General features: G+C 60.2%; 19 protein-coding genes and 1 tRNA gene. 17 read left to right on the top strand and 3 right to left on the bottom strand.

Annotation, left to right across the window (positions count from 1 at the left end):
- The first annotated feature begins 19 nt into the window (after window positions 1–19).
- The 8 genes from RGV06_RS08235 to RGV06_RS08270 all read left to right on the top strand — a co-directional run bounded on the left by RGV06_RS08235 (window position 20) and on the right by RGV06_RS08270 (window position 7,215).
- On the top strand, window positions 20–868 hold the full coding sequence (locus RGV06_RS08235; RefSeq protein ID WP_019823359.1) for a fumarylacetoacetate hydrolase family protein: 849 nt from the start codon (window positions 20–22) through the stop codon (window positions 866–868).
- 14 nt (window positions 869–882) lie between these two features.
- Window positions 883–2,160 (top strand): L-fuconate dehydratase, encoded by a 1,278-nt coding sequence (locus RGV06_RS08240; RefSeq protein WP_322149792.1) that lies wholly within the window; start codon window positions 883–885, stop codon window positions 2,158–2,160.
- A gap of 23 nt (window positions 2,161–2,183) precedes the next feature.
- A complete protein-coding gene (locus RGV06_RS08245; RefSeq protein WP_322149793.1) occupies window positions 2,184–3,047 on the top strand; it encodes an amidohydrolase family protein in 864 nt (287 codons plus the stop codon).
- A complete protein-coding gene (locus RGV06_RS08250) occupies window positions 3,044–3,820 on the top strand; it encodes an SDR family oxidoreductase (protein WP_046808556.1) in 777 nt (258 codons plus the stop codon). Before RGV06_RS08245 ends, RGV06_RS08250 begins: the two co-directional genes overlap by 4 nt.
- Window positions 3,817–4,146 (top strand): L-rhamnose mutarotase, encoded by a 330-nt coding sequence (locus RGV06_RS08255; protein ID WP_019823365.1) that lies wholly within the window; start codon window positions 3,817–3,819, stop codon window positions 4,144–4,146. The genes RGV06_RS08250 and RGV06_RS08255 overlap by 4 nt, the downstream gene beginning before the upstream one ends.
- A 124-nt stretch (window positions 4,147–4,270) precedes the next feature.
- Window positions 4,271–5,506, top strand: a complete 1,236-nt coding sequence (gene fucP, locus RGV06_RS08260) for an L-fucose:H+ symporter permease (protein WP_322149795.1) — start codon at window positions 4,271–4,273, stop codon at window positions 5,504–5,506.
- Window positions 5,507–5,546: 40 nt separating this feature from the next.
- Complete coding sequence (locus RGV06_RS08265) at window positions 5,547–6,869, top strand: MFS transporter (protein ID WP_019823368.1); 1,323 nt, start codon at window positions 5,547–5,549, stop codon at window positions 6,867–6,869.
- 94 nt (window positions 6,870–6,963) lie between these two features.
- Window positions 6,964–7,215 carry a hypothetical protein gene (locus RGV06_RS08270; protein WP_019823369.1) on the top strand — a complete coding sequence of 84 codons (252 nt, stop codon included), beginning with the start codon at window positions 6,964–6,966 and terminating at the stop codon, window positions 7,213–7,215.
- Window positions 7,216–7,372: 157 nt separating this feature from the next.
- On the opposite strand, the gene RGV06_RS08275 is transcribed toward RGV06_RS08270, so the two are convergent.
- Together RGV06_RS08275 and RGV06_RS08280 are read right to left on the bottom strand one after the other, a co-directional pair.
- On the bottom strand, window positions 7,373–8,650 hold the full coding sequence (locus tag RGV06_RS08275) for an MFS transporter (RefSeq protein ID WP_019823371.1): 1,278 nt from the start codon (window positions 8,648–8,650) through the stop codon (window positions 7,373–7,375).
- Between the two features lie 116 nt (window positions 8,651–8,766).
- Entirely contained in the window at window positions 8,767–9,723 is a 957-nt protein-coding gene (locus tag RGV06_RS08280; RefSeq protein ID WP_019823372.1) for a LysR family transcriptional regulator, read from the bottom strand.
- A gap of 106 nt (window positions 9,724–9,829) precedes the next feature.
- Here RGV06_RS08280 and RGV06_RS08285 point away from each other — a divergent pair, with 106 nt between their 5' ends.
- The 7 genes from RGV06_RS08285 (at window position 9,830) to RGV06_RS08315 (ending at window position 18,060) form a co-directional block, all read left to right on the top strand.
- Window positions 9,830–10,570: an SDR family oxidoreductase gene (locus RGV06_RS08285; RefSeq protein ID WP_046808558.1), complete on the top strand. Its 741-nt coding sequence runs from the start codon at window positions 9,830–9,832 to the stop codon at window positions 10,568–10,570.
- 97 nt (window positions 10,571–10,667) lie between these two features.
- Complete coding sequence (locus tag RGV06_RS08290; protein WP_322149799.1) at window positions 10,668–11,516, top strand: ureidoglycolate lyase; 849 nt, start codon at window positions 10,668–10,670, stop codon at window positions 11,514–11,516.
- Between the two features lie 38 nt (window positions 11,517–11,554).
- Complete coding sequence (denD, locus tag RGV06_RS08295; protein WP_019823376.1) at window positions 11,555–12,529, top strand: D-erythronate dehydrogenase; 975 nt, start codon at window positions 11,555–11,557, stop codon at window positions 12,527–12,529.
- Window positions 12,530–12,680: 151 nt separating this feature from the next.
- A complete protein-coding gene (locus tag RGV06_RS08300) occupies window positions 12,681–14,051 on the top strand; it encodes an MFS transporter (protein WP_198821012.1) in 1,371 nt (456 codons plus the stop codon).
- Window positions 14,048–14,932, top strand: a complete 885-nt coding sequence (locus RGV06_RS08305; protein ID WP_046808559.1) for an NAD(P)-dependent oxidoreductase — start codon at window positions 14,048–14,050, stop codon at window positions 14,930–14,932. The genes RGV06_RS08300 and RGV06_RS08305 overlap by 4 nt, the downstream gene beginning before the upstream one ends.
- Before the next feature lie 16 nt (window positions 14,933–14,948).
- Window positions 14,949–16,733: an IlvD/Edd family dehydratase gene (locus RGV06_RS08310; RefSeq protein WP_019823383.1), complete on the top strand. Its 1,785-nt coding sequence runs from the start codon at window positions 14,949–14,951 to the stop codon at window positions 16,731–16,733.
- 139 nt (window positions 16,734–16,872) lie between these two features.
- Window positions 16,873–18,060 (top strand): fumarylacetoacetate hydrolase family protein, encoded by a 1,188-nt coding sequence (locus tag RGV06_RS08315; RefSeq protein ID WP_322149801.1) that lies wholly within the window; start codon window positions 16,873–16,875, stop codon window positions 18,058–18,060.
- Window positions 18,061–18,121: 61 nt separating this feature from the next.
- Here RGV06_RS08315 and RGV06_RS08320 read toward each other — a convergent pair.
- Window positions 18,122–18,198: transfer RNA gene (locus RGV06_RS08320), tRNA-Arg, on the bottom strand.
- A 616-nt stretch (window positions 18,199–18,814) separates the two neighbouring features.
- Here RGV06_RS08320 and RGV06_RS08325 point away from each other — a divergent pair.
- Window positions 18,815–20,356, top strand: coding sequence for an NCS1 family nucleobase:cation symporter-1 (locus tag RGV06_RS08325; protein ID WP_037031889.1), 1,542 nt, complete (start codon window positions 18,815–18,817; stop codon window positions 20,354–20,356).
- Between the two features lie 55 nt (window positions 20,357–20,411).
- Complete coding sequence (locus RGV06_RS08330) at window positions 20,412–21,140, top strand: aspartate/glutamate racemase family protein (protein ID WP_019823389.1); 729 nt, start codon at window positions 20,412–20,414, stop codon at window positions 21,138–21,140.
- Window positions 21,141–21,356 lie beyond the last annotated feature (216 nt).

Genomic DNA, 21,356 nt, shown 5'->3' on the forward strand with positions numbered 1-21,356 from the left:
CTTCCAAAAAGGATTGTTTATGAAACTGCTGCGCTACGGTGACAAAGGCCAGGAACGCCCTGCTCTGCTCGATAACAACGGTCAACTGCGCGACTTGTCCGCAGTGGTCACGGATATCGCAGGCGAAACCCTGAGCCCGCAAAGCATTGCCCGCTTGCAAGATATCGACCCGTCGACCCTGCCACTGGTTGAAGGCTCGCCACGTATCGGTGCCTGCGTCGGCCAGGTCGGCAAGTTCATCTGCATCGGCCTCAACTACGCCGACCATGCTGCCGAAACCGGCGCCGCCATCCCCGCCGAGCCTGTGGTGTTCAGCAAATGGACCAGCGCCATTGTCGGCCCCAACGACAACGTAGAAATCCCGCGAAACTCGCGCAAAACCGACTGGGAAGTCGAACTGGGCGTGGTCATCGGCAAGGGCGGTCGTTACATCAGCGAAAGTGATGCCCTTGAGCACGTGGCCGGTTATTGCGTGATCAACGACGTCTCCGAGCGCGAGTTCCAGCTCGAGCTGGGCGGCACCTGGGACAAAGGCAAAGGCTGCGACACCTTCGGCCCGCTTGGCCCGTGGCTGGTGACCCGCGATGAAATCGCCGACCCGCACCAACTCGACCTGTGGCTGGAAGTAGACGGCAAGCGCTACCAGAACGGCAACACGCGAACGATGATTTTCCAGATCCCGAAAATCGTCAGTTACCTCAGCCAGTTCATGAGCCTGCAACCGGGCGACGTGATTTCCACCGGCACGCCGCCGGGCGTCGGTCTGGGCATCAAGCCCGAACCCGTGTACCTGCGCGCCGGCCAGACCATGCGTCTGGGCATCAGCGGCCTGGGTGAACAACAACAACGCACCGTGAACGCCGACTGACAGGGAGTTGAACCATGACCACGATTACCGCCGTACGGGTTGAAGACATTCGCTTCCCCACTTCGCAATCCCTGGATGGTTCGGATGCGATGAATCCGGACCCGGATTACTCAGCCGCCTATGTCATTCTTGAAACCGACACCCCGGGCCTTGAAGGTCACGGCCTGACCTTTACCATCGGCCGCGGCAACGAGATTTGCTGCGCCTCGATCAAGGCGCTGTCCAGCTTGCTGGTGGGTTTGAAACTGCAATGGATCGCCGAAGACATGGGCCGCTTCTGGCGCCACGTGACCAGCGATAGCCAACTGCGCTGGATCGGCCCGGACAAGGGCGCCATTCACCTGGCTACCGGTGCAGTGGTCAACGCGGCCTGGGACTTGTGGGCCAAGGCAGAAGGCAAACCCGTGTGGCGCCTGGTGGCCGACATGAGCCCCGAAGAACTGGTGCGTTGCATTGATTTTCGCTACATCACCGACTGCATCACGCCGGCACAAGCTTTGACCTTGCTGCGCGAACGCGCCCAGGGCAAGGCCGAGCGCCTGGCTTCACTGGAAGCTGACGGTTACCCCTGCTACACCACCTCGGCCGGATGGCTCGGTTATGCCGATGACAAACTGCGCAGGCTTTGCCAGGAAGCGGTGGATGCAGGTTTCTCCCACGTCAAACTGAAAGTCGGCCACGACCTGCAAGACGACATCCGCCGCGTGCGCATCGCCCGCGAGGTGCTGGGGCCGGATCGCCAATTGATGATCGACGCCAATCAGGTATGGGAAGTCGACGCCGCCATTGACTGGGTGCGCGAGCTGTCGTTTGCCAACCCGTGGTTTATCGAAGAACCCACCAGCCCGGACGACGTGGAAGGTCATCGCAAAATCCGTCTGGACGTCGCCCCGGTCAAGGTCGCAACCGGCGAGATGTGCCAGAACCGTATCGTGTTCAAGCAACTGATCATGCGCGAAGCCATTGATGTGGTGCAGATCGATGCCTGCCGTCTCGGCGGGGTCAACGAAGTGCTGGCCGTGATGCTGATGGCAGCCAAGTACAACTTGCCGGTATGCCCGCATGCCGGCGGTGTTGGCTTGTGCGAGTACGTGCAGCACCTGTCGATGATCGATTACCTGTGCATCGCCGGGACTCACGAAGGCCGGGTGGTGGAGTTTGTCGACCACCTGCACGAGCATTTTGAAGACCCGTGCGTGATTCGCAATGCGGCCTATATGCCCCCACAGGCGCCGGGCTTTTCGATCCAGATGAAAGCAGCGTCCCGCGAGCAGTATCGGTACCGGGGCTGAACCAAGGGCGGAGCACAATAATAATGTCGTCCTCACACTCACTGCGACTCGATGCACACCAGCACTTCTGGCGCTATGACGCCACGGACTATCCCTGGATAGGTCCCGACATGAGCGGCTTGCGCCGGGACTTTCAACCCGATGGCTTGCGGCCCTTGCTTGATGCGGCCGGTCTTGACGGCTGCATCGCCGTGCAGGCCCGGGCCTGCGCCAGTGAAACCGATGCGTTATTGCTGCTGGCTGAACGTTACCCGTGGATTCGCGCCGTGGTGGGTTGGGTCGACCTGTGCGCCAGCGATCTTGAACAGTCGCTGGAACGCTGGGGGCAAAATCCGGTTTTGCGTGGCTTTCGTCATCAGTTGCAGGACGAACCTTCACCCGGTGACTTCATGCTAAGCCATAAATTTCAGCGCGGCCTCACAACGTTGCAGCGCCAGGGACTGGTCTATGAAGTGCTGGTCAAGGCAAGAGATTTGGGGGCGGTCACCAAACTGTGCCAGCAGCATGACCAGCATCATCTGGTGCTCGATCACCTGGGAAAGCCCGATGTGCAAGCCGGTGATTTAACCGCCTGGGCCAAACAGCTCGCGCCGTTGGCCGCCCTGCCCCATGTCAGTTGCAAGTTGTCGGGGTTGATCACCGAAGCCCATTGGCAGCATTGGCACAGCGCCCAACTGACGCCTTATTTGCACACCGCACTGGAACTGTTCGGCGCCGATCGTCTGATGTTTGGCTCCGACTGGCCGGTGTGCCTGTTGGCCAGCGACTACACAGCCACCTGCACTTTGCTCGACAGCCTGTCGTCCAGCCTCAGCACGTCGCAACACGCGGCTATCTGGGGCGGTACGGCGTGCCGCGTCTACACCATTGAGGGAGCGACTCCATGAATTTGTACCTGCAAGACAAGGTCTTTATCGTCACTGGCGGCGGTTCGGGGATTGGCGCAGCCATCTCTCTGGGGCTGGCTGACGAAGGCGCGATCCCGGTGATTTTCGGCCACAGCCCGCTGTCCGATGAGCTGGCACGGCAACTGGACCAGCGCGGCTCGCAGAGCCTGTTTATCCAGGTCGAACTGCGTGACGAAGACGCCTGCCGGGCAGCGGTCGCCACTGTACTGCAACGCTTTGGACGCATCGACGGGCTGGTCAACAACGCCGGAGTCAACGACAGCGTAGGCCTTGAGGCCGGGCGCTCGGCCTTCGTCGAGTCCCTGGAAAAAAACCTGATCCATTACTACGTGATGACCCACCTGTGCGTGGACGCGCTCAAGGCCACTCGCGGCTCCATCGTCAATATCAGCTCCAAAACAGCCCTCACCGGCCAAGGCGGCACCAGCGGTTATACCGCTGCCAAAGGCGCGCAACTGTCCCTGACGCGCGAATGGGCCACCTCATTGCTAGAGGACGGGATCCGGGTTAACGCAGTGATCCCGGCAGAAGTCATGACCCCGCTGTATGAGCGCTGGATCGACACCTTTGCAGACCCGAAAGCCAAGCTTTCGAGCATCGTCGAAAAAATCCCTTTCGGCCAACGCATGACCACGGCCTCGGAAATCGCCGACAGCGTGCTGTTTCTGTTGTCCTCCCGCGCCTCTCACACCACCGGGCAATGGCTGGTGGTCGATGGTGGCTACACCCACCTGGACCGGGCGCTGACATGACCCGCCAGTGCCTGGCGCTGGACCTCAAGGACGATCCGGTATTGATCGCCGAGTACGAGCGCTTGCACCAACACATCTGGCCGCAGATCAGCGCCCACCTGCGCCAGCACGGGGTGCTGGACATGCAGATCTGGCGCTTGGGGACGCGGCTGTTCATGGTCATGGACACCGCCCCCGGCTTCAGCGCCGAGGGTTTTGAGCGTGCCAGCGCCAGCGACCCCAAGGTGCAGGAATGGGAAGCGCTGATGTGGCGCTTTCAACAGCCCACACCCTGGACCTTGCCCCATGAAAAATGGGCGCCGATGAGCCCGATATTCAGCCTGTAGCCGTAACCCTGTGGGAGCGAGCCTGCTCGCGAAGCAGGCTTTGATGCCTTCGCGAGCAGGCTCGCTCCCACAAATCGATCCAGATCCATGCAAGTCGCCAACAACAATAAGAAGGAGATGCGTCATGTCACTCAAGCACTCGAACGTCGCAGAGCCACCTTTTACCCGGGCGGTTACGTCCTATCGCTGGGCACTGATTCTGGTGACCTGCCTGTTCTTCCTGTGGGGCCTGTCCTATGGCCTGCTCGATGTACTGAACAAACACTTTCAGGAAACCCTGCACGTGAGCAAGGCCCAGTCGGGCCTGCTGCAAAGCGCGTACTTCGGGGCGTACTTTCTGATTGCCCTGCCTGCCGGGTTCATCATGGACAGATACGGCTACAAGGCCGGCATTTTGCTGGGCTTGTGCCTCTACGCCACGGGCGCCCTGCTGTTCATGCCCGCCGCTGCCGCACAGAGCTTTCAGTTCTTTCTGTTCGCCCTGTTTGTAATCGCCTGCGGCCTGGGTTGCCTGGAAACCGCCGCCAACCCGTATGCCACGGTGCTGGGTGAGCCTGCCGGTGCTGAACGACGCTTGAACCTGGCACAGTCATTCAACGGACTGGGGCAGTTTTTTGGACCATTGATTGGCGGCGCACTGTTTTTCAGTGGCGCCAACAGCACCGACACCACGCAATCGCTGCAAATGACCTACCTGGTAATTGCCGCACTGGTGTTGCTGGTGGCCATCCTGATCGCCCGCACCCCCTTCCCTGATCTGCGCGAACAGGAAGTACAAGCCGGCCAGCATGACCACAAAACCCTGTGGCAGCACCGCGAGTTCGTCACCGGCGTCATCACCCAGTTCTTCTATGTGGGCGCACAAGTCGGCGTGGGTGCGTTTTTCATCAACTACGTGACCGAGCATTGGGCGCAGATGAGCAGCCAGCAGGCCGCGTATCTGCTCTCGGTGGCGATGCTCAGCTTCATGTTCGGCCGGTTCTTCAGCACCTGGCTGATGGGCCGCGTCAACGCCCAGCGTCTGCTGCTGATCTACGCATTGATCAACGTCGGGCTGTGCGCGGTTGTGGTGACGGGGATTGAAGGCCTGTCGGTGGTGGCGCTGGTGGCGACGTTCTTCTTCATGTCGATCATGTTTCCGACCTTGTTTGCCATGGGCGTGAAAAACCTCGGCCCGCATACCAAGCGCGGCAGCTCGTTCATGATCATGGCCATTGTCGGCGGCGCACTGTTGCCCTACGTGATGGGCCTGGTGGCCGACCATTCCTCCACGGCCGTGGCCTACCTGTTACCGATGGGTTGCTTTGTGATCGTGGCGGCTTATGCCCGCGGCGCCCTCAAAGCCAAACCAGCCCGTTAAGTGTCGTTGTACTCCACAAAAAAAATAACCGGAGCACCTCATGTCCAATCCCGTTTTGCAACAGGCGCTAAGTAAAATCCGCTGGCGCATCCTGCCCTTTGTCGCGTTGATGTTCGCGATGGCCATCATCGACCGTTCCAACATCGGCTTTGCCAAACACGCCTTTCAGGCGGACACCGGCCTGAGCAACGCGGCGTTTGCCTTGGGCGCAGGGATTTTCTTTATCGGCTATGCGGTATTTGAAGTCCCGAGCAACCTGATGCTGCACAAGATCGGTGCCCGTATCTGGCTGAGCCGGATCATGGTCACCTGGGGCCTGGTGTCGGCGGCGATGATGTTTGCCCACGACGAAACCAGCTTTTACATCCTGCGTTTTTTGCTGGGCGTGGCCGAAGCCGGCCTGTCGCCGGGAGTGGTGCTGTACCTGACCTACTGGTTCCCGCAGAACCAGCGCGGCTCGGCCTATGGCATCTACTACTTTGGCGTACCGGTGTCGCTGATGGTAGGCGGGCCGGTGTCGGGCTGGTTGCTGGAAACCGCGCAGTTCGGCCTTACCGGCTGGCAATGGATGTTTGTGACTGAAGGTCTGGCGGCTTCGATCATCGGCGTGTTTGCGTTCTTTTATCTGACCGACAAGCCCCGGGATGCCAAGTGGCTGAGCCGTGAAGAAAAGGCAGCCATCGAGCACGAGCTTGAAAAGGAACACCTGCTCAAGGCCAACAAGGGGCCTTCGTCGTGGCGCGCGGCACTGATCAACCCGATGGTGCTGTACTTCACCCTGATCTACTTCACGATTCAGGTCAGCGTGTATGGGGTGCTGTTTTACCTGCCGACGCGGATCGCCGAATTGCTGGGCACCGGCATTGGCTTGAAGGTTGGCGCACTGACTTCAATCCCGTGGATTGCCACCGTGTGCATGCTGTATATCGTGACCCGCTACGCCGACCGCAAAGGTCAGCAAACCCGCTTCGCCGCGCTAATGCTGGCCTTGGCCGCAGTGGGCATGGTCGGCTCGACATTAAGTGGCAGCCTGCCGCTGGTGATATTGGCGTTCTGCATCGCGGCCGCCGGATTCATCACTGTGCAACCGCTGTTCTGGACCCTGCCTACCCGCTTTCTGGGGGGCGCGGCAGCTGCCAGCGGGATTGCCGTGATTGGCGCGCTGGGTAATCTGGGCGGGTTCCTGGCACCAACGGTCAAAACCTGGGCCGAGGGCTACTTCAACAATCCGCACGCGGGCATGTACTTTTTGGCCGGGACGGCGTTGTTGGGCGCACTGATGTTGATTCGCAGCGCAAGAGCCGGACATGAGCCAGGCAAACAGGTCGATTCACCGTCCGTGACAGCACCCGCGTCACACTGACCGGGCAGCGGGTATTAACACGGGTCACATGTGAGCTACATTGGGAAACAGTTGGAATCAAAACAACAGCCCGTAATCTCACAAAGGGTGACCCGTGAATACCAATCAAAAACTGCGAACCTTCGACCTGATTCGAGAAGCGGTACTGCCCGAGTACCGCGACCGGGTGGACGAATATCTGAGCCTTTATGAAGAGGCGCTGCACAACCAAAACACCCGCACTGCCGACATTCACGCCAGCGCTCATCAACTGCGCGGCTACCTGCGCGGCCTGAACACCACCCGGGTGCTGGGCATGGCTGACTGGGAAGAGCTGGACCGACGCATTACCGAGTCGTGGTTATAAGCGCCTCATCATTCCCGTAGCAGCTGCCGAAGGAACGAGGCTGCGTCCGGCGGCGCAGCCGTCGTTAGTCAGGTGCCTCGTTGTGTCAGGCGAAAACGGAATTCAGGTTTCACGACGGCTGCGCAGCCGGACGCAGCCTCGCTCCGCTCGTCAGCTGCTACAAAGCCTGCGCCTCGCGAAGCTGCAGGGGTGACGATGCATTCCCGCCCGGCTCCTTGAGCAACGCAAAGTAGGCAAAGGCTGAACACGCAGCGACCACCGCACTGATCACGAATGCCGAAGAAAACGAGCCGCTCTGCTGCACGCTGAACCCCGTCAGGATCGGGGCAATGGAGCCCGCCAAATAACCGCCAAAGTTCTGGATCGAACCAAACGAAGCGACACGCTCCGACGGCACGATGGTGTTGACGATCATCCAGGCCGTGGCGCTGGAGATGTTGATGAAGAACATGGTCAGGCACAGCAGGATCACGCAGGCCACCACGTTGGTGGTAAACGCCACGATCAGGGTAAACAGCGCCCCGCCCAGCAGGCCCAGAATCACCATCAGTTTGCGGCTGGCCAGTACCCGCATGCCGCGTGCCACCAGACGGTCACAGCACTTGCCCGCGACGATGGTGCCCAGGGCGCCGAACAGATAAGCCAGCGATACCACCCAGGCCGTGCGATACAGGTCCAGGCCATGCTCGCGTTCAAAGTAGCCGGGCAGCCAGGTGAGGTTGAGCCAGATCATGTAGATCACGCCCATGAACCCGAGAAAGGCCCCCCATGTATTGCGATCCTTGAACAACGAGGTCCAGCGCACTTTCGGTGCCTTGGCCTGTTGCACCGGCACCGGTTCTGCACGGCCTGTCTCGGCCATGTATTGCGCTTTGCTTTTGTAGAACTTGAACCAGCACACCGCCAATAACAGGCCCATCACACCGGTCAGGATGAACATACCGCGCCAGCCCAGATGCACCATGAATACGGTCAACAAAGGCGGCGCCAGGCACGGCCCGATGCAGGTCGAGGACCACACCCAGCCGGTTGCCGTGCCCCGCTCCTGGGTGTCGAACCACTCCGACAAGGCCTTGGCCGCCGAAGGAAAGACCGGTGCCTCGCCAATCCCCAGCAATACCCTCAGCCCGACCAGATGGCCGTAGCTGCTGAACAGCCCGAAAGCCGCTTGCGCCACCGACCACACCACCAGCGATCCACCCAGCGCCAACTTGCTGCCCAGCTTGTCGATCAGGGCACCGAGGGGCAATTGGGAGAAGGCGTAGGCCACGGAAAAGGCAGAGAGCATCACGCCCATTTGCATCGGGCTGATGGCAAGGTCTTTCTGGATGGTGGTGTTGGCGATGGACAGTGCACTTCGGTCGAGGTAATTGACCACGCCAATCAGGAACAGGAAGAAGATTGTCAGCGTCTTGTAGCTTTTTATTGTTCTCATTCGCGCCTCTCATGAGCGGTTGCGCCCCTACCCGGCAGGTGGGGCGTCGATCACTTTAGAGGGCGATGCGGCCGCTGCCCAATCACATGATTGGATCAGTTAATAACTGCGAGTTATCAAGGTGTCTGGCGAGCACCGCGCAGAGCATCGGGCCCGCTCAATAGCGCATCGATAAAAGCTTTTGCAGACCACTGCGGCTCTTCGTTGCGCCGGGTGATGACGCCGTAATCCGCCAAGACCAGCGGAAACGGTAAGGCTAGACGGGTCAGGCGTCCGGCCTGGATTTCTGGCTCGACCATCGATTCAGCCAGCATCGCCACCGCCGGGGTTGTTTGCAGCAGTTGCATGGTGGTTTGCAGGGACACGGTTTCGACGGTGTTTTCCGGGGTCTGCATGCCGGCTTCGACAAAGGCTTTTTCTACCCGCGCACGCATCGGTGTGCCTGTGGGGTAGATCACCCATGGCCAGCTGCCGAGTTCAGCCAAGGGGACTTCACTGGCTCCAGCCAAGGGATGCTGACTGCCGGTGACCAGACACAACGGCTCCGGCGCCAGCGCCTGGAACTCGAACAACTCACGATGACGGTCGAGGGTAAACCGGGCCACCACCAGGTCCAGCTCCTTGTGTTCGAGCAAGGTCAGCATGTTGGCGCTGGTGCCTTCAAGCACTTGCACGGTAAGCAATGGCCACTGCTGCTTGACCCGCACAATTGCCGCGGGCACGGCCAAAGCCGTCGCGGCATAGATCGTGCCGACCTTCAGCAGGCCATGTCCGCCCTGGCGCAGATGATTGATCTGGCTGACAAACTGGCCGGTGTCGTTCAGCGCGATCTGGGCGAACCGGGCCACGTGGGTGCCCAGGTCGGTCAGCGTCATGCTGCGCGGCAAGCGGGCGAAAACTTCGAAGCCCAACTGGTGCTCGATTTCACGCAGCATCTTGCTAACAGCCGGCTGGCTGATGCTCATTTCCTGTGCCGTGGCATGCATGTTTTGCGTGCGCGCCAGGGTGTCGATCAGCACCAAATGGCGAAACCTCAGCCAGTTGCACAGCTGGTTAAACCCGACATCCGCCATCCGATAACCTCCGGTTATTAAGTCCTGAGAATATCTCATTGGCGATTATCGCAAAGCAACATTAGTGTGCAGTGGTTGCGCCAAATAATAACAACGGACACTTGTCATGAACCTAGCCAATAAACGCGTTCTGATCACCGCTGCAGCGCAAGGCATAGGCCGCGCATCGGTACTGGCTTTTCGGGATGCCGGCGCTCAGGTCATCGCCACCGACCTGAATATCGAAGCCTTGCACGACATCCCCGGCATTCAAACCCTCTCTCTGGACGTGACCCGTGCGTCGGACATTGACGCTATCAGCCAGCAAGTGGGCAACGTGGACGTGCTGTTCAACTGCGCAGGTTATGTGCACAGCGGCGCTGTGCTGGACTGCGACGAACAGGCCTGGCAATTCTCATTCGACCTCAACGTAACGGCCATGTACCGGATGATCCGTGCCTTCTTGCCGGGCATGTTGAGCAACGGGGGCGGTTCGATCATCAACATGGCCTCGGTGGCCTCCAGCGTTAAAGGCGTGCCCAACCGTTTTGCCTACACCGCCAGCAAGGCCGCCGTGATTGGCCTGACCAAATCCGTGGCCGCCGATTACGTGCGCCAGGGCATTCGCTGCAACGCCATTTGCCCCGGCACCGTGGACTCCCCGTCGCTGCGCCAGCGCATCGCCCAGCAGGCACTTGAGCAAGGACGTTCCGAAGCTGAGGTGTATCAAGCTTTTGTTGACCGCCAGCCCATGGGCCGCATCGGCCACGCTGAAGAAATCGCCCAGTTGGCGTTGTACCTGGCCAGCGATGCCAGCAGCTACACCACCGGCACCACCCAAGTGATTGATGGCGGGATGAGCAACTGAAACCTGACTGTGGGAGCGAGCCTGCTCGCGAAGGCATCAGCGCCTGTTTCGCGAGCAGGCTCGCTCCCACAGAACATATTTAAATATAGGAGTGCTTATGAAACTGCTGCGCTACGGCGATAAAGGTCAGGAAAAACCCGGTCTGCTGGATGCTCAAGGCAATATCCGTGATGTGTCGGCGCACATCGCTGATGTCGCAGGCTCCGCGCTCAATCCCGAAAGCCTGGCCGCACTCAGCAAAATCGACCCCGCCACCCTGCCTCTGGTCAGCGGCTCGCCTCGAATCGGCGCCTGCGTCGGCCAGGTCGGCAAGTTCATCTGCATCGGTCTGAACTATGCGGACCACGCCGCAGAATCCGGCCTGGCCGTGCCGTCGGAGCCGGTGGTGTTCAGTAAATGGACCAGCGCCATCTGCGGCCCCAACGATAACGTCGAAATCCCCCGCGACTCGACCAAGACCGACTGGGAAGTCGAGTTGGGCGTGGTGATCGGCAAGGGCGGACGCAATATCGACGAACACAACGCACTGGAACACGTGGCCGGTTACTGCGTGATCAACGATGTGTCCGAACGCGAATGGCAGCTGGAGCGTGGCGGCACCTGGGACAAGGGCAAGGGCTTCGACACCTTCGGCCCCCTCGGCCCGTGGCTGGTGACCCGTGATGAAATCACCGATCCACACCAGCTCGACCTGTGGCTTGAGGTCGACGGACAGCGCTACCAGAACGGCAATACCCGCACCATGGTGTTCCAGATCCCGGCATTGATTGCCTACCTGAGCCGCTGCATGTCACTGCAACCGGGCGATGTGATTTCCACCGGTACGCCGCCGGGTGTGGGCCTGGGCGTCAAGCCGTCGCCGGTCTATCTGCGCCCGGATCAGGAAATGCGCCTGGGCATCAGCGGCCTTGGCGAACAGCGCCAGCGCACCGTGCAGGCCGACTGATTCACCGCTCAAACAACTATAAGAAACAGGGGCTGTACATGAGAATTCTAATCACCGGCGGTACCGGCTTTATCGGCAAGCAACTGGCTCAGCGCCTGCTTGACCTGAACACCCTGACCCTCGAAGGCCAGGCGCCTCGTGCCATTGAACGCATCGTGCTGTTTGACGCCTTTGCTGGGGAAGACCTGCCCGATGACCCGCGCATCGAACTGGTGACCGGCGATGTGGCTGACCCGCACGTTATCGCCCGAGTGACTGACGGCGTGGATCTGGTCTGGCACCTGGCAGCAGTGGTCAGTTCGGCCGCCGAGGCGGATTTCGACCTCGGCATGCAGGTCAACCTGCACGGCCTGATGCTGCTGCTCGAAACCCTGCGCAAACAGGGCAACACACCGCGCTTTGTGTATGCCAGCGGCTTCGCCGTATTTGGTGGCGCGCTGCCGCCTGTGGTCGATGACAATACCGTGCTCACGCCGCAGTCCTCCTACGGCATGCAAAAAGCCGTGGGCGAACTGCTGGTGGCTGACTATGCCCGCAAGGGTTTTGTCGATGGTCGCGTGCTGCGCCTGCCAACGGTGGCTGTGCGCCCCGGCAAGCCGAACAAGGCCGCATCAACCTTCTTCAGCTCGATCATTCGCGAGCCGCTGGTGGGTCTGCCTGCCGTGTGCCCGGTGCGCCCGGACACCCAGGTGTACCTCACGTCTCCGCGGCGGATTATTGAGTCGATGCTGCTGGGCATGACCCTGTCACCGCAAACCCTGGGCAACGAACGCATCATCCCGCTGCCGGGTGTGACCACCACCGTGGCGGACATGGTCTCGGCGCTGCAACGGGTGGCAGGAGAGGACGTGACAAAGCTGATTCGCTGGGAGCCGGACGCTACCATCCAGCGCATCGTGGAAAGCTGGCCGAGCAAGGTCCAGGCTCCACGCGCCCGAGCCCTGGGCTTTACCGCCGACCCGGACTTCGACGCCATCGTGCGGGCCCATATCGAGGATACGGCCCCCAAATAACCCCACACCTCTGTGGGAGCGGGCTTGCTCGCGACGGGATCGATGCGGTTGTTCAGTGACACCGCGTCGCCTTTATCGCGAGCAAGCCCGCTCCCACAAAAAGCAAAAAAGCTCGCGTTACACACAACAATAAAAACTGAGGCCGTGCGATATGACCACAACGCCACTTCCCGATGTCTCCGACATCGAACAACAGACGATCAAGCGCGTTACCCAGCGCATGATCCCCTTTCTCATCCTGCTGTTTGTGGTCGCCTTTCTGGACCGTAACAACGTCGGGTTCGCCGCACTGCGGATGAACGAAGACATCGGCATCAGCCAGACCATTTATGGCCTGGGCGCGGGTATTTTCTTCCTCGGCTACTTCATGTTCGAAGTGCCGAGCAACATTCTGCTGCACCGCTACGGCGCCCGGGTCTGGATTGCGCGGATCATGGTGACCTGGGGCATCATCGCAGGCGCCATGGGCTTTCTGCAGACGCCCGTACACTTCGTTTCCCTGCGCGTACTGCTGGGTATTGCCGAAGCCGGGTTCTTCCCCGGGGTGATTTACCTGCTGTCGCTGTGGTTCCCGAGCCGTTACCGCGCCCGCATGATCGCCACCTTTTACCTGGGCGTACCCATCGCACAAATCATCGGCGCACCGTTGTCGGTAGGCCTGATGGAGCTGGGCGATGCCTGGGGCTTCGTCGGCTGGCGCCTGATGTACATCGTCGAGGCCGTACCGGCCGTGATCCTCGGTGTGGTGTGCTACTTCTACCTCACTGACCACCCGGCCGACGCGCACTGGCTGACCGACAAACAGCGTAACTGGCTGATCAATACCCTGGCCCAGGAAGAGCGCAACAAACCGCTGGTGGTGGGCATTCAACCGACCAAAGGCCAGATGATCCGCAAGGCTCTGTGCAACCGCCAGGTATGGCTGTTGGCATTGGTGTATTTCGGCATCACCTCGGGCTCCAACGCGATGAACTTCTTCATGCCCACCGTACTGGCCTCGTTCCGTGGCTCGTTCGGGCTTGAAATCGGCCTGATGCAAAATGGTCTGATCACCGCCATCCCTTACGCCGTTGCCGCTGTAGCGATGATCTGGTGGAGCCGTCGCTCTGATCGTCTGCAAGAGCGTCACTGGCATGCGGGCGGCGCTGCCATGCTCGCGGCGGTGTCCATAGCCGTCGCGTTATGGCTCAACCAGCCGTGGATCATCGTCGTCGGCTTTATCCTTCTGGCGATGGGTGTGTACAGCGCAATCAACGTGTTCTGGGCCGTACCGGGGCAAGTGCTGACCGGCGTTGGCGCTGCCGTGGGGATTGGCCTGATCAACTCCATCGGTAACCTCAGCGGCTTTATCGGCCCTTACCTGACAGGCTATCTGTTCACCGTAACCGGCAGCTACACCCCGGGCTTTATGGTGATTGCAGCGCTGGTCGGCCTGGGTGGCCTGGGCATGGTGCTGATGCCACGCAACAAGGTGTCGCAGATTGGCGCAGAAATGGCCCCGGCTGTTGGAGGCAAAGCATGAGCCTGCCTGCCGTAGCCTTTATCGGAACCGGGATCATGGGCCAGCCCATGGCCCGCAACCTGCTGCACGCAGGCTTTGCGGTACGGGCATGGAACCGTTCGCCGGCCAAGGTGCAGGAACTCTCGGCACAAGGTGCTGAGGTTTTCCAGACCCCGGCTCAAGCAGCACACGGCGCGCAAGTGCTGATCTGCATGCTCAGCGATGGCCCGACTTGCGACGAGATTCTGTTTGGCGACAACGGCGCGGCCCTGGCCTTGGCACAGGGTGCGCTGGTGATTGTGATGAGTTCGATCCCCGTCGACACCGCTGCCGAGCAAGCGCGGTTGTGTGCCGAACGCGGCCTGCGCTACCTCGACGCCCCGGTGTCGGGGGGCGAGCGCGGCGCGCGGGAAGCCAGCCTGGCGATCATGGTCGGCGGTGAAGCTGAGGCCTTCGAACAGGGCCGCGAGGTGCTGGCTGCCATGGGCCGCCCGGTACACGTAGGCCCGGCGGGCACTGGCGAACTGTCCAAGCTGGTCAACCAGTTGATCGTCGCCAGCACCATCGCCACCGTCGCCGAAGGCCTGCTGCTGGCCGAGCGCGGCGGCGCGGACCCGTCAAAAGTCCACGAAGCGCTGATGGGAGGCTTTGTCGATTCGCCGATCTGGCGTCAACACGGTCAACGCATGCTCAACAACGACTTCACTCCCGGCGGCCCTGCCAAGTGGCAGCTCAAGGACACCCGAACCGCCCTCGCTCAGGCGCAAAAGCTGGGCCTTAACCTGCCCGTGGGCAGCCTGGTGGACAGTCTGTTTGCAGCCATGGTCGAGGCCGGAGATGGCGAACTCGACCACGCCGGACTGATCCGTCAGTTGCGCCGTAACAACCCATTACCCGAATAATTTGCTGGAGCCTGCCATGACCGATTCAACCCCACGCCGCCTGCGCAGCCAGCTGTGGTTCGATGATCCAAGCCACGCTGACCTTACCGCGCTGTACGTTGAACGCTACATGAACCAGGGCCTGACCCGCGCCGAACTGCAATCGGGGCGGCCCATTATCGGCATCGCCCAGACCGGCAGCGACCTGACGCCCTGCAACCGCCATCACATCGAACTGGCCAAGCGGGTCAAGGACGGCATTCGCGACGCGGGTGGCATTCCGATGGAATTCCCGGTGCACCCGATCGCCGAGCAGTCACGCCGGCCCACCGCCGCGCTGGATCGCAACCTCGCCTATCTAGGTCTGGTGGAAGTGCTTCATGGCTACCCGCTGGACGGTGTGGTGCTGACCACTGGCTGCGATAAAACCACCCCGGCGTGCCTGATGGCGGCGGCCACCACTGACCTGCCCTCCATTGTATTGTCCGGTGGGCCGATGCTCGACGGTTGGCACAAAGGCCAGCGCATCGGCTCCGGCACAGTGTTGTGGCATGCGCGCAATCTGCTCAGCGCAGGCGAGATCGATTACGAAGGGTTCATGACCCTGACCACCGCCTCTTCGCCTTCGGTTGGGCACTGCAACACCATGGGCACCGCCCTGTCGATGAACGCCCTGGCCGAAGCGCTGGGTATGTCGCTGCCCGGCTGCGCCAGTATCCCGGCGCCGTACCGCGAACGCGGGCAGATGGCCTATGCCACCGGCATGCGGATTGTCGATCTGGTTCGCGAGGACGTACGCCCATCGCAGATCATGACCCATGCTGCATTCGAAAACGCCATTGCCGTGGCCTCGGCACTGGGCGCGTCCACCAACTGCCCGCCGCACTTGATTGCCATAGCCCGCCACAGCGGCATTGATCTGTCGCTCGAAGATTGGCAGCGCGTGGGCGAAGACGTGCCGCTGCTGGTCAACTGCATGCCGGCCGGCGAATACCTGGGCGAAAGTTTCCACCGTGCAGGCGGCGTACCGGCGGTGATGCATGAACTGGACAAGGTTGGCCTCCTGCACCGCGACTGCCTCACGGTGAGTGGCCGCACCATGGGCGAGGTGGTCGCCGACACCGTCACCGGCGATCGCGATGTGATCCGCGCCTTCGAAGACCCGCTGATGCACCGTGCCGGTTTTATCGTGCTCAGCGGCAACTTCTTCGACAGCGCCATCATGAAAATGTCGGTGGTGGGTGAAGCCTTCCGCAAGACCTACCTCAGCGACCCGTTGCAACCCAACAGCTTCGAAGCGCGGGCCATTGTGTTCGAGGGACCCGAAGACTATCAGGCACGGATCAACGACCCGACGCTGGATATCGATGAGCGCTGCATCCTGGTGATTCGCGGCTGCGGCACCGTGGGTTTCCCCGGCAGTGGCGAGGTGGTGAACATGGCCCCGCCTTCCAACCTGATCAAGGCCGGGATCGACTCACTGCCGTGCATGGGCGATGGCCGCCAAAGCGGTACGTCGGCCAGCCCGTCGATCCTCAACATGTCCCCGGAATCTGCCGTAGGTGGCGGCCTGTCACTGCTGCGCACGGGAGATCGCCTGCGCGTCGACCTGAATGCGCGCAGCGTCAATTTGCTGGTGGACGAAACCGTACTCAACGAGCGTCGCCAGGAACCGCTGCCGCCGCTGGCCCCGTCGCAAACACCGTGGCAGGAACTGTATCGCCAACTGGTCGGCCAGTTGTCCACCGGCGGCTGCCTGGAACCGGCAACGTTGTACTGGCGCGTAATCCCGGAAAACGGCCCGCCCCGCCACTCTCACTAGAAACCACAGACACATGACTTGTGGGAGCGAGCCTGCTCGCGAAGCAGACGCTGCGGATGCTCAGGCAAACCGCAGTGACTCGATCGCGAGCAGGCTCGCTCCCACGAATCTCGATGTACCTTTTTCAAGGATCAGGCCTATGCAAACGCTGCAATTGACCGTAGAAAACTCCCTGCCCAATGACTGGCAACGCGCGACACTGGTCGGTCGCGTATGGCTGCCCGGCGAGCGTGGTGGCCCGGCCGTGGTAGTGGTTCGAGACGGCGAAGTGATCGACTGCACTGCGCACTTCCCCACCCTGAGCTCGCTGCTGGAAAACGCCAAACCGCTGCAAAGCCTGCGTGAAATCAGCGGTTCTTCAGTGGGTACGATTCAAGCGTTGCTGGCCAACAGTGGCGAGCAACGTGACATTGCCAAACCCTACCTGCTGGCCCCTGCAGACCTGCAAGTGATCAAGGCGGCAGGCGTGACATTTGCCGCCAGCATGATCGAGCGGGTCATCGAAGAAAAAGCAGGCGGCGATGCACTGCGCGCCCAAGAGATCCGCGCATTGGTGCAAGAAGTCATTGGCGACAACCTGCGCGATCTGCGTCCCGGCTCACCTGAAGCCATGCGCCTCAAGCAGGTGCTGATCGAACAGAACATGTGGTCCCAGTACCTGGAAGTCGGTATCGGCCCGGACGCCGAGATCTTCACCAAGGCCCCGATTCTGGCGGCGGTGGGCAGCGGTAATGCCATCGGCATTCACCCGGGTTCAAGCTGGAACAACCCCGAACCGGAAGTCGTACTGGCGGTGGACAGCCAGGGCCGGATTCACGGCGCAACCCTGGGCAACGACGTCAACCTGCGCGACTTCGAAGGCCGCAGTGCGCTGCTGCTGAGCAAGGCCAAGGACAACAACGCATCCTGCGCACTGGGACCGTTTATTCGCCTGTTCGACGAACACTTCAGTCTCGATGACGTGCGCCACTGCGAAGTGACCTTGCGCGTCGAAGGCACGGACGGCTATGTACTGGACGGCAAGAGTTCCATGAACCAGATCAGCCGCGACCCGGCCGACCTGGCAGAGCAGACGCTCAATGCCAACCACCAGTACCCGGACGGCTTTGTACTGTTTCTCGGCACCCTGTTCGCGCCCACCGAAGACCGCGACCACCCGGGTCAGGGTTTCACCCACAAAGCGGACGATATCGTGAGCATTTCATCACCCACACTGGGCGCCCTGCACAACCGCGTGACGGGTAGCGACCAGGCGCCGCAATGGGCGTTTGGGGTGGGTGCATTGATGAAGAACCTGGCACAACGGGGGTTACTCCGCCAGGCTTGAATGACGGGCTAAGCCACAAAAAAGGCCCCGCCTGTTAAACAGTGCGGGGCCTTTGCGTATCTGGTGTCCCAGGCGGGGTTCGAACCTGCAACCTTCCCCTTAGGAGGGGGATGCTCTATCCAATTGAGCTACTGAGACAAATGACGGCGAGCATGGTAACGGCCATGCCTTTATTTGTCATGTCGTGCGTGGCCTTTTTCACGGTAAGACTCACTCCCCGTAGCCGTTACTGCAGTGCAACCGGCAGACCTGACGCTCAATGTTCACGACCTATCGCTGCCCCGCGCAGCGCGGCAGCGATTACAGGTGCCTACAGCGCCTATTAATCGTATACAAAACGTCACATAACGGTGCACTCAAACTTTTCAAAAAGGTTTTCTGCATCAAAAGGTAACATCTCACTCTTTGGTCAGAATCCACCTCGCTTCACCCTCCTTTCTATTGGCTTGTTTTTAAGCAGTCGCGAAAAAATTAAAAATTCTTTTATTTTCAAATAGATAAAAAAACACAAAGCGGTCTGTGAACACCGTTATCGGTTCTGATGTTTTTGCTGGCATGAATATCGCTTACACCCACGCGACACTTGTATACAAAACAAACAAAAACTAAGTACACATTGTTTCGTAGCCTGCCACATAAAAGCAGGCATACCGCGAACTCTCACAACCAGTGATTTCCGCTGTCGTGACGAAGATTTGTCGAGCCAACGCTCATGAACAGTCATCACGCCAGCGGGCATCAGGAGCTTGCCAGAATGCGTTCAAGACTCTCCGATACCATCGCTCTGGATTTACCTTCACCGGTTTCAACTCCCCTCCCCGATTCTCTGGACGCTAGCGCATTACCTTTGGCGCTCAGTCCACGCCTGCACAACCGTGACCTTGCTCCCACTAAAACCGAAGGCCGCCGCTGGGGCCGCTACAGTATTTTTGCCCTGTGGACCAACGATGTGCACAACATCGCCAACTACTCGTTCGCCATCGGGCTCTACGCATTGGGCCTGAACGGCTGGCAGATCCTGCTTTCACTCGGGATCGGCGCAATGCTGGTGTTCAATTTTATGAACCTGTCGGGCTATATGGGCCAGCGCACCGGTGTGCCCTTCCCCGTGATCAGCCGGATAAGTTTCGGCATTCATGGAGCGCAAATTCCTGCGCTGATACGCGCAGTAATCGCTATCGCCTGGTTTGGTATTCAGACGTATCTGGCCTCGGTGGTTCTGCGGGTGCTGCTGGTGGCCGTACACCCTGGTTTCGACGCTTACGACCATGACTCGATCCTTGGCCTGTCGAGTCTGGGCTGGGTGTGTTTTGTCGCGATCTGGCTGGTGCAACTGACAATCCTGGCCTACGGCATGGAAATGGTTCGCCGCTACGAAGCCTTTGCCGGGCCGGTGATTTTGCTGACGGTATTGTGTCTGGCGGGGTGGATGTACTTTCAGGCTAACGGCACCATTGCCTGGTCCGACCGCGTGCCCTTGAGCACCGCGGAGGTGTGGCGCAACGTGTTTGCCGGTGCCGCGCTGTGGTTGGCGATCTACGGCACGCTGATCCTCAACTTCAGTGATTTCTCACGCTCATCGCCGTGCTGCAAAACCATCAAGGTTGGAAATTTCTGGGGCCTGCCAGTAAATATTCTGGTGTTTGCCGGTATCACCGTCCTGCTGTGTGGCGCTCAGTTTCAAATCAACGGAACCGTTATCGAGAGCCCAACGCAAATTATTGCCACGATCCCAAATACCTTCTTTCTGGTGCTGGGCTGCCTGGCGTTTCTGATTGTGACGGTGGCGGTGAATATCATGGCCAACTTCGTCGCACCAGCGTTCGTGCTGAGCAACCTGGCACCCAAGCACCTGACGTTCAAACGCGCCGGACTGATCAGCGCGACCCTCGCGGTGCTGATCCTGCCATGGAATCTCTATAACAGCCCGCTGGTGATCGTCTACTTCCTGTCCGGCCTGGGTGCCCTGCTTGGCCCGCTGTACGGGGTGATCATGGTCGACTACTGGCTTGTACGAAAAGGCCGTATTGATGTGCCGGCTTTGTACAGCGAAGACCCGAGCGGAGCTTACTACTACAGCCGTGGCGTCAATTTACGCGCTGTCGCGGCGTTTATTCCTGCCGCATTGATCGCCATCGTGCTGGCCCTGGTGCCGGGCTTCCACGCGGTTTCGCCGTTCTCCTGGATGATCGGGGCCAGCATCGCGGCGATGCTTTACCTGATCATCGCCATACGCCAACCCCACTACGCCCAGGTCAGCGGCGAGTCGATCGCGGTCGACAACGCCGGCCATTGATACCCTTGCGGTCTGGCCAGGTCAGACCGCCCACCCTTGATTTGAAGGAACGTCCATGCGAATTCTCGTGGTCAACGTCAACACCACCGACAGCATCACCCAGGCCATTGCGCGTCAGGCGCAGTCCGTTGCCGCACCAGGCACCGAGATCATCGGGCTGACGCCCAGCTTCGGCGCCGAGTCGGTTGAAGGTAATTTTGAGAGTTATCTGGCCGCCATCGCGGTAATGGACTGCGTCATGTCCTACGACCAGCCCTTCGATGCGGTGATTCAGGCCGGGTATGGCGAGCATGGCCGAGAAGGATTGCAGGAGTTGCTCAACGTACCCGTGGTGGATATCACTGACGCTGCGGCCAGCACCGCCATGTTTTTGGGGCGCGCCTATTCGGTTGTCACCACACTGGATCGTACCGTACCGCTGATTGAGGATCGCCTGAAACTGTCCGGGCTCTGGTATCGCTGTGCATCGGTACGGGCCAGCGGCCTGGCGGTTCTGGAGCTCGAATCGTCACCGCAAAGAGCGGTCGAGGCCATTGTTCGTCAGGCTGAACTGGCCGTGAGCGAAGACAAGGCCGAGGTCATTTGCCTGGGCTGTGGAGGCATGGCGGGGCTGGATGAGCAGATTCGCCAGCGCACCGGCGTGCCAGTGGTCGATGGCGTTACCGCTGCGGTAACCGTTGCCGAGTCGCTGGTTCGTCTGGGGCTGTCGACGTCAAAAGTACGCACCTACGCAACCCCGCGCCCCAAGGTTATTCACGGATGGGCCGAACGTTTCGCACGCTGACGGGTCATCTGTTGGCGATATCCACTGAATCTTTCCCAAGCCCGCTCCCGCGGGCTCTGGACCTGATCGTGCAATTTGCACTACATCAAAAAGCCATCATTGCAAATTGCAATCAAATCCTCTTGAATACATACCTCAACCAGCTGTTTTATAAGGGTTTTTAGACCTTTAACAGTTGGCACGAAGACTGCTCTATTAACAGTATCCCGTCCATGC

It is taken from the genome of Pseudomonas sp. CCI3.1, assembly GCF_034313985.1.
GTDB lineage: Bacteria > Pseudomonadota > Gammaproteobacteria > Pseudomonadales > Pseudomonadaceae > Aquipseudomonas > Aquipseudomonas psychrophila.

Bases quoted from the DNA above. Each gene is read 5' to 3' on its own strand.
- RGV06_RS08235 (WP_019823359.1), top strand. From the start codon at position 20: ATGAAACTGCTGCGCTACGGTGACAAAGGCCAGGAACGCCCTGCTCTG.
- RGV06_RS08240 (WP_322149792.1), top strand. From the start codon at position 883: ATGACCACGATTACCGCCGTACGGGTTGAAGACATTCGCTTCCCCACT.
- RGV06_RS08245 (WP_322149793.1), top strand. From the start codon at position 2,184: ATGTCGTCCTCACACTCACTGCGACTCGATGCACACCAGCACTTCTGG.
- RGV06_RS08250 (WP_046808556.1), top strand. From the start codon at position 3,044: ATGAATTTGTACCTGCAAGACAAGGTCTTTATCGTCACTGGCGGCGGT.
- RGV06_RS08255 (WP_019823365.1), top strand. From the start codon at position 3,817: ATGACCCGCCAGTGCCTGGCGCTGGACCTCAAGGACGATCCGGTATTG.
- fucP (WP_322149795.1), top strand. From the start codon at position 4,271: ATGTCACTCAAGCACTCGAACGTCGCAGAGCCACCTTTTACCCGGGCG.
- RGV06_RS08265 (WP_019823368.1), top strand. From the start codon at position 5,547: ATGTCCAATCCCGTTTTGCAACAGGCGCTAAGTAAAATCCGCTGGCGC.
- RGV06_RS08275 (WP_019823371.1), bottom strand. From the start codon at position 8,650: ATGAGAACAATAAAAAGCTACAAGACGCTGACAATCTTCTTCCTGTTC.
- RGV06_RS08280 (WP_019823372.1), bottom strand. From the start codon at position 9,723: ATGGCGGATGTCGGGTTTAACCAGCTGTGCAACTGGCTGAGGTTTCGC.
- RGV06_RS08285 (WP_046808558.1), top strand. From the start codon at position 9,830: ATGAACCTAGCCAATAAACGCGTTCTGATCACCGCTGCAGCGCAAGGC.
- RGV06_RS08290 (WP_322149799.1), top strand. From the start codon at position 10,668: ATGAAACTGCTGCGCTACGGCGATAAAGGTCAGGAAAAACCCGGTCTG.
- denD (WP_019823376.1), top strand. From the start codon at position 11,555: ATGAGAATTCTAATCACCGGCGGTACCGGCTTTATCGGCAAGCAACTG.
- RGV06_RS08300 (WP_198821012.1), top strand. From the start codon at position 12,681: ATGACCACAACGCCACTTCCCGATGTCTCCGACATCGAACAACAGACG.
- RGV06_RS08305 (WP_046808559.1), top strand. From the start codon at position 14,048: ATGAGCCTGCCTGCCGTAGCCTTTATCGGAACCGGGATCATGGGCCAG.
- RGV06_RS08310 (WP_019823383.1), top strand. From the start codon at position 14,949: ATGACCGATTCAACCCCACGCCGCCTGCGCAGCCAGCTGTGGTTCGAT.
- RGV06_RS08315 (WP_322149801.1), top strand. From the start codon at position 16,873: ATGCAAACGCTGCAATTGACCGTAGAAAACTCCCTGCCCAATGACTGG.
- RGV06_RS08325 (WP_037031889.1), top strand. From the start codon at position 18,815: ATGCGTTCAAGACTCTCCGATACCATCGCTCTGGATTTACCTTCACCG.
- RGV06_RS08330 (WP_019823389.1), top strand. From the start codon at position 20,412: ATGCGAATTCTCGTGGTCAACGTCAACACCACCGACAGCATCACCCAG.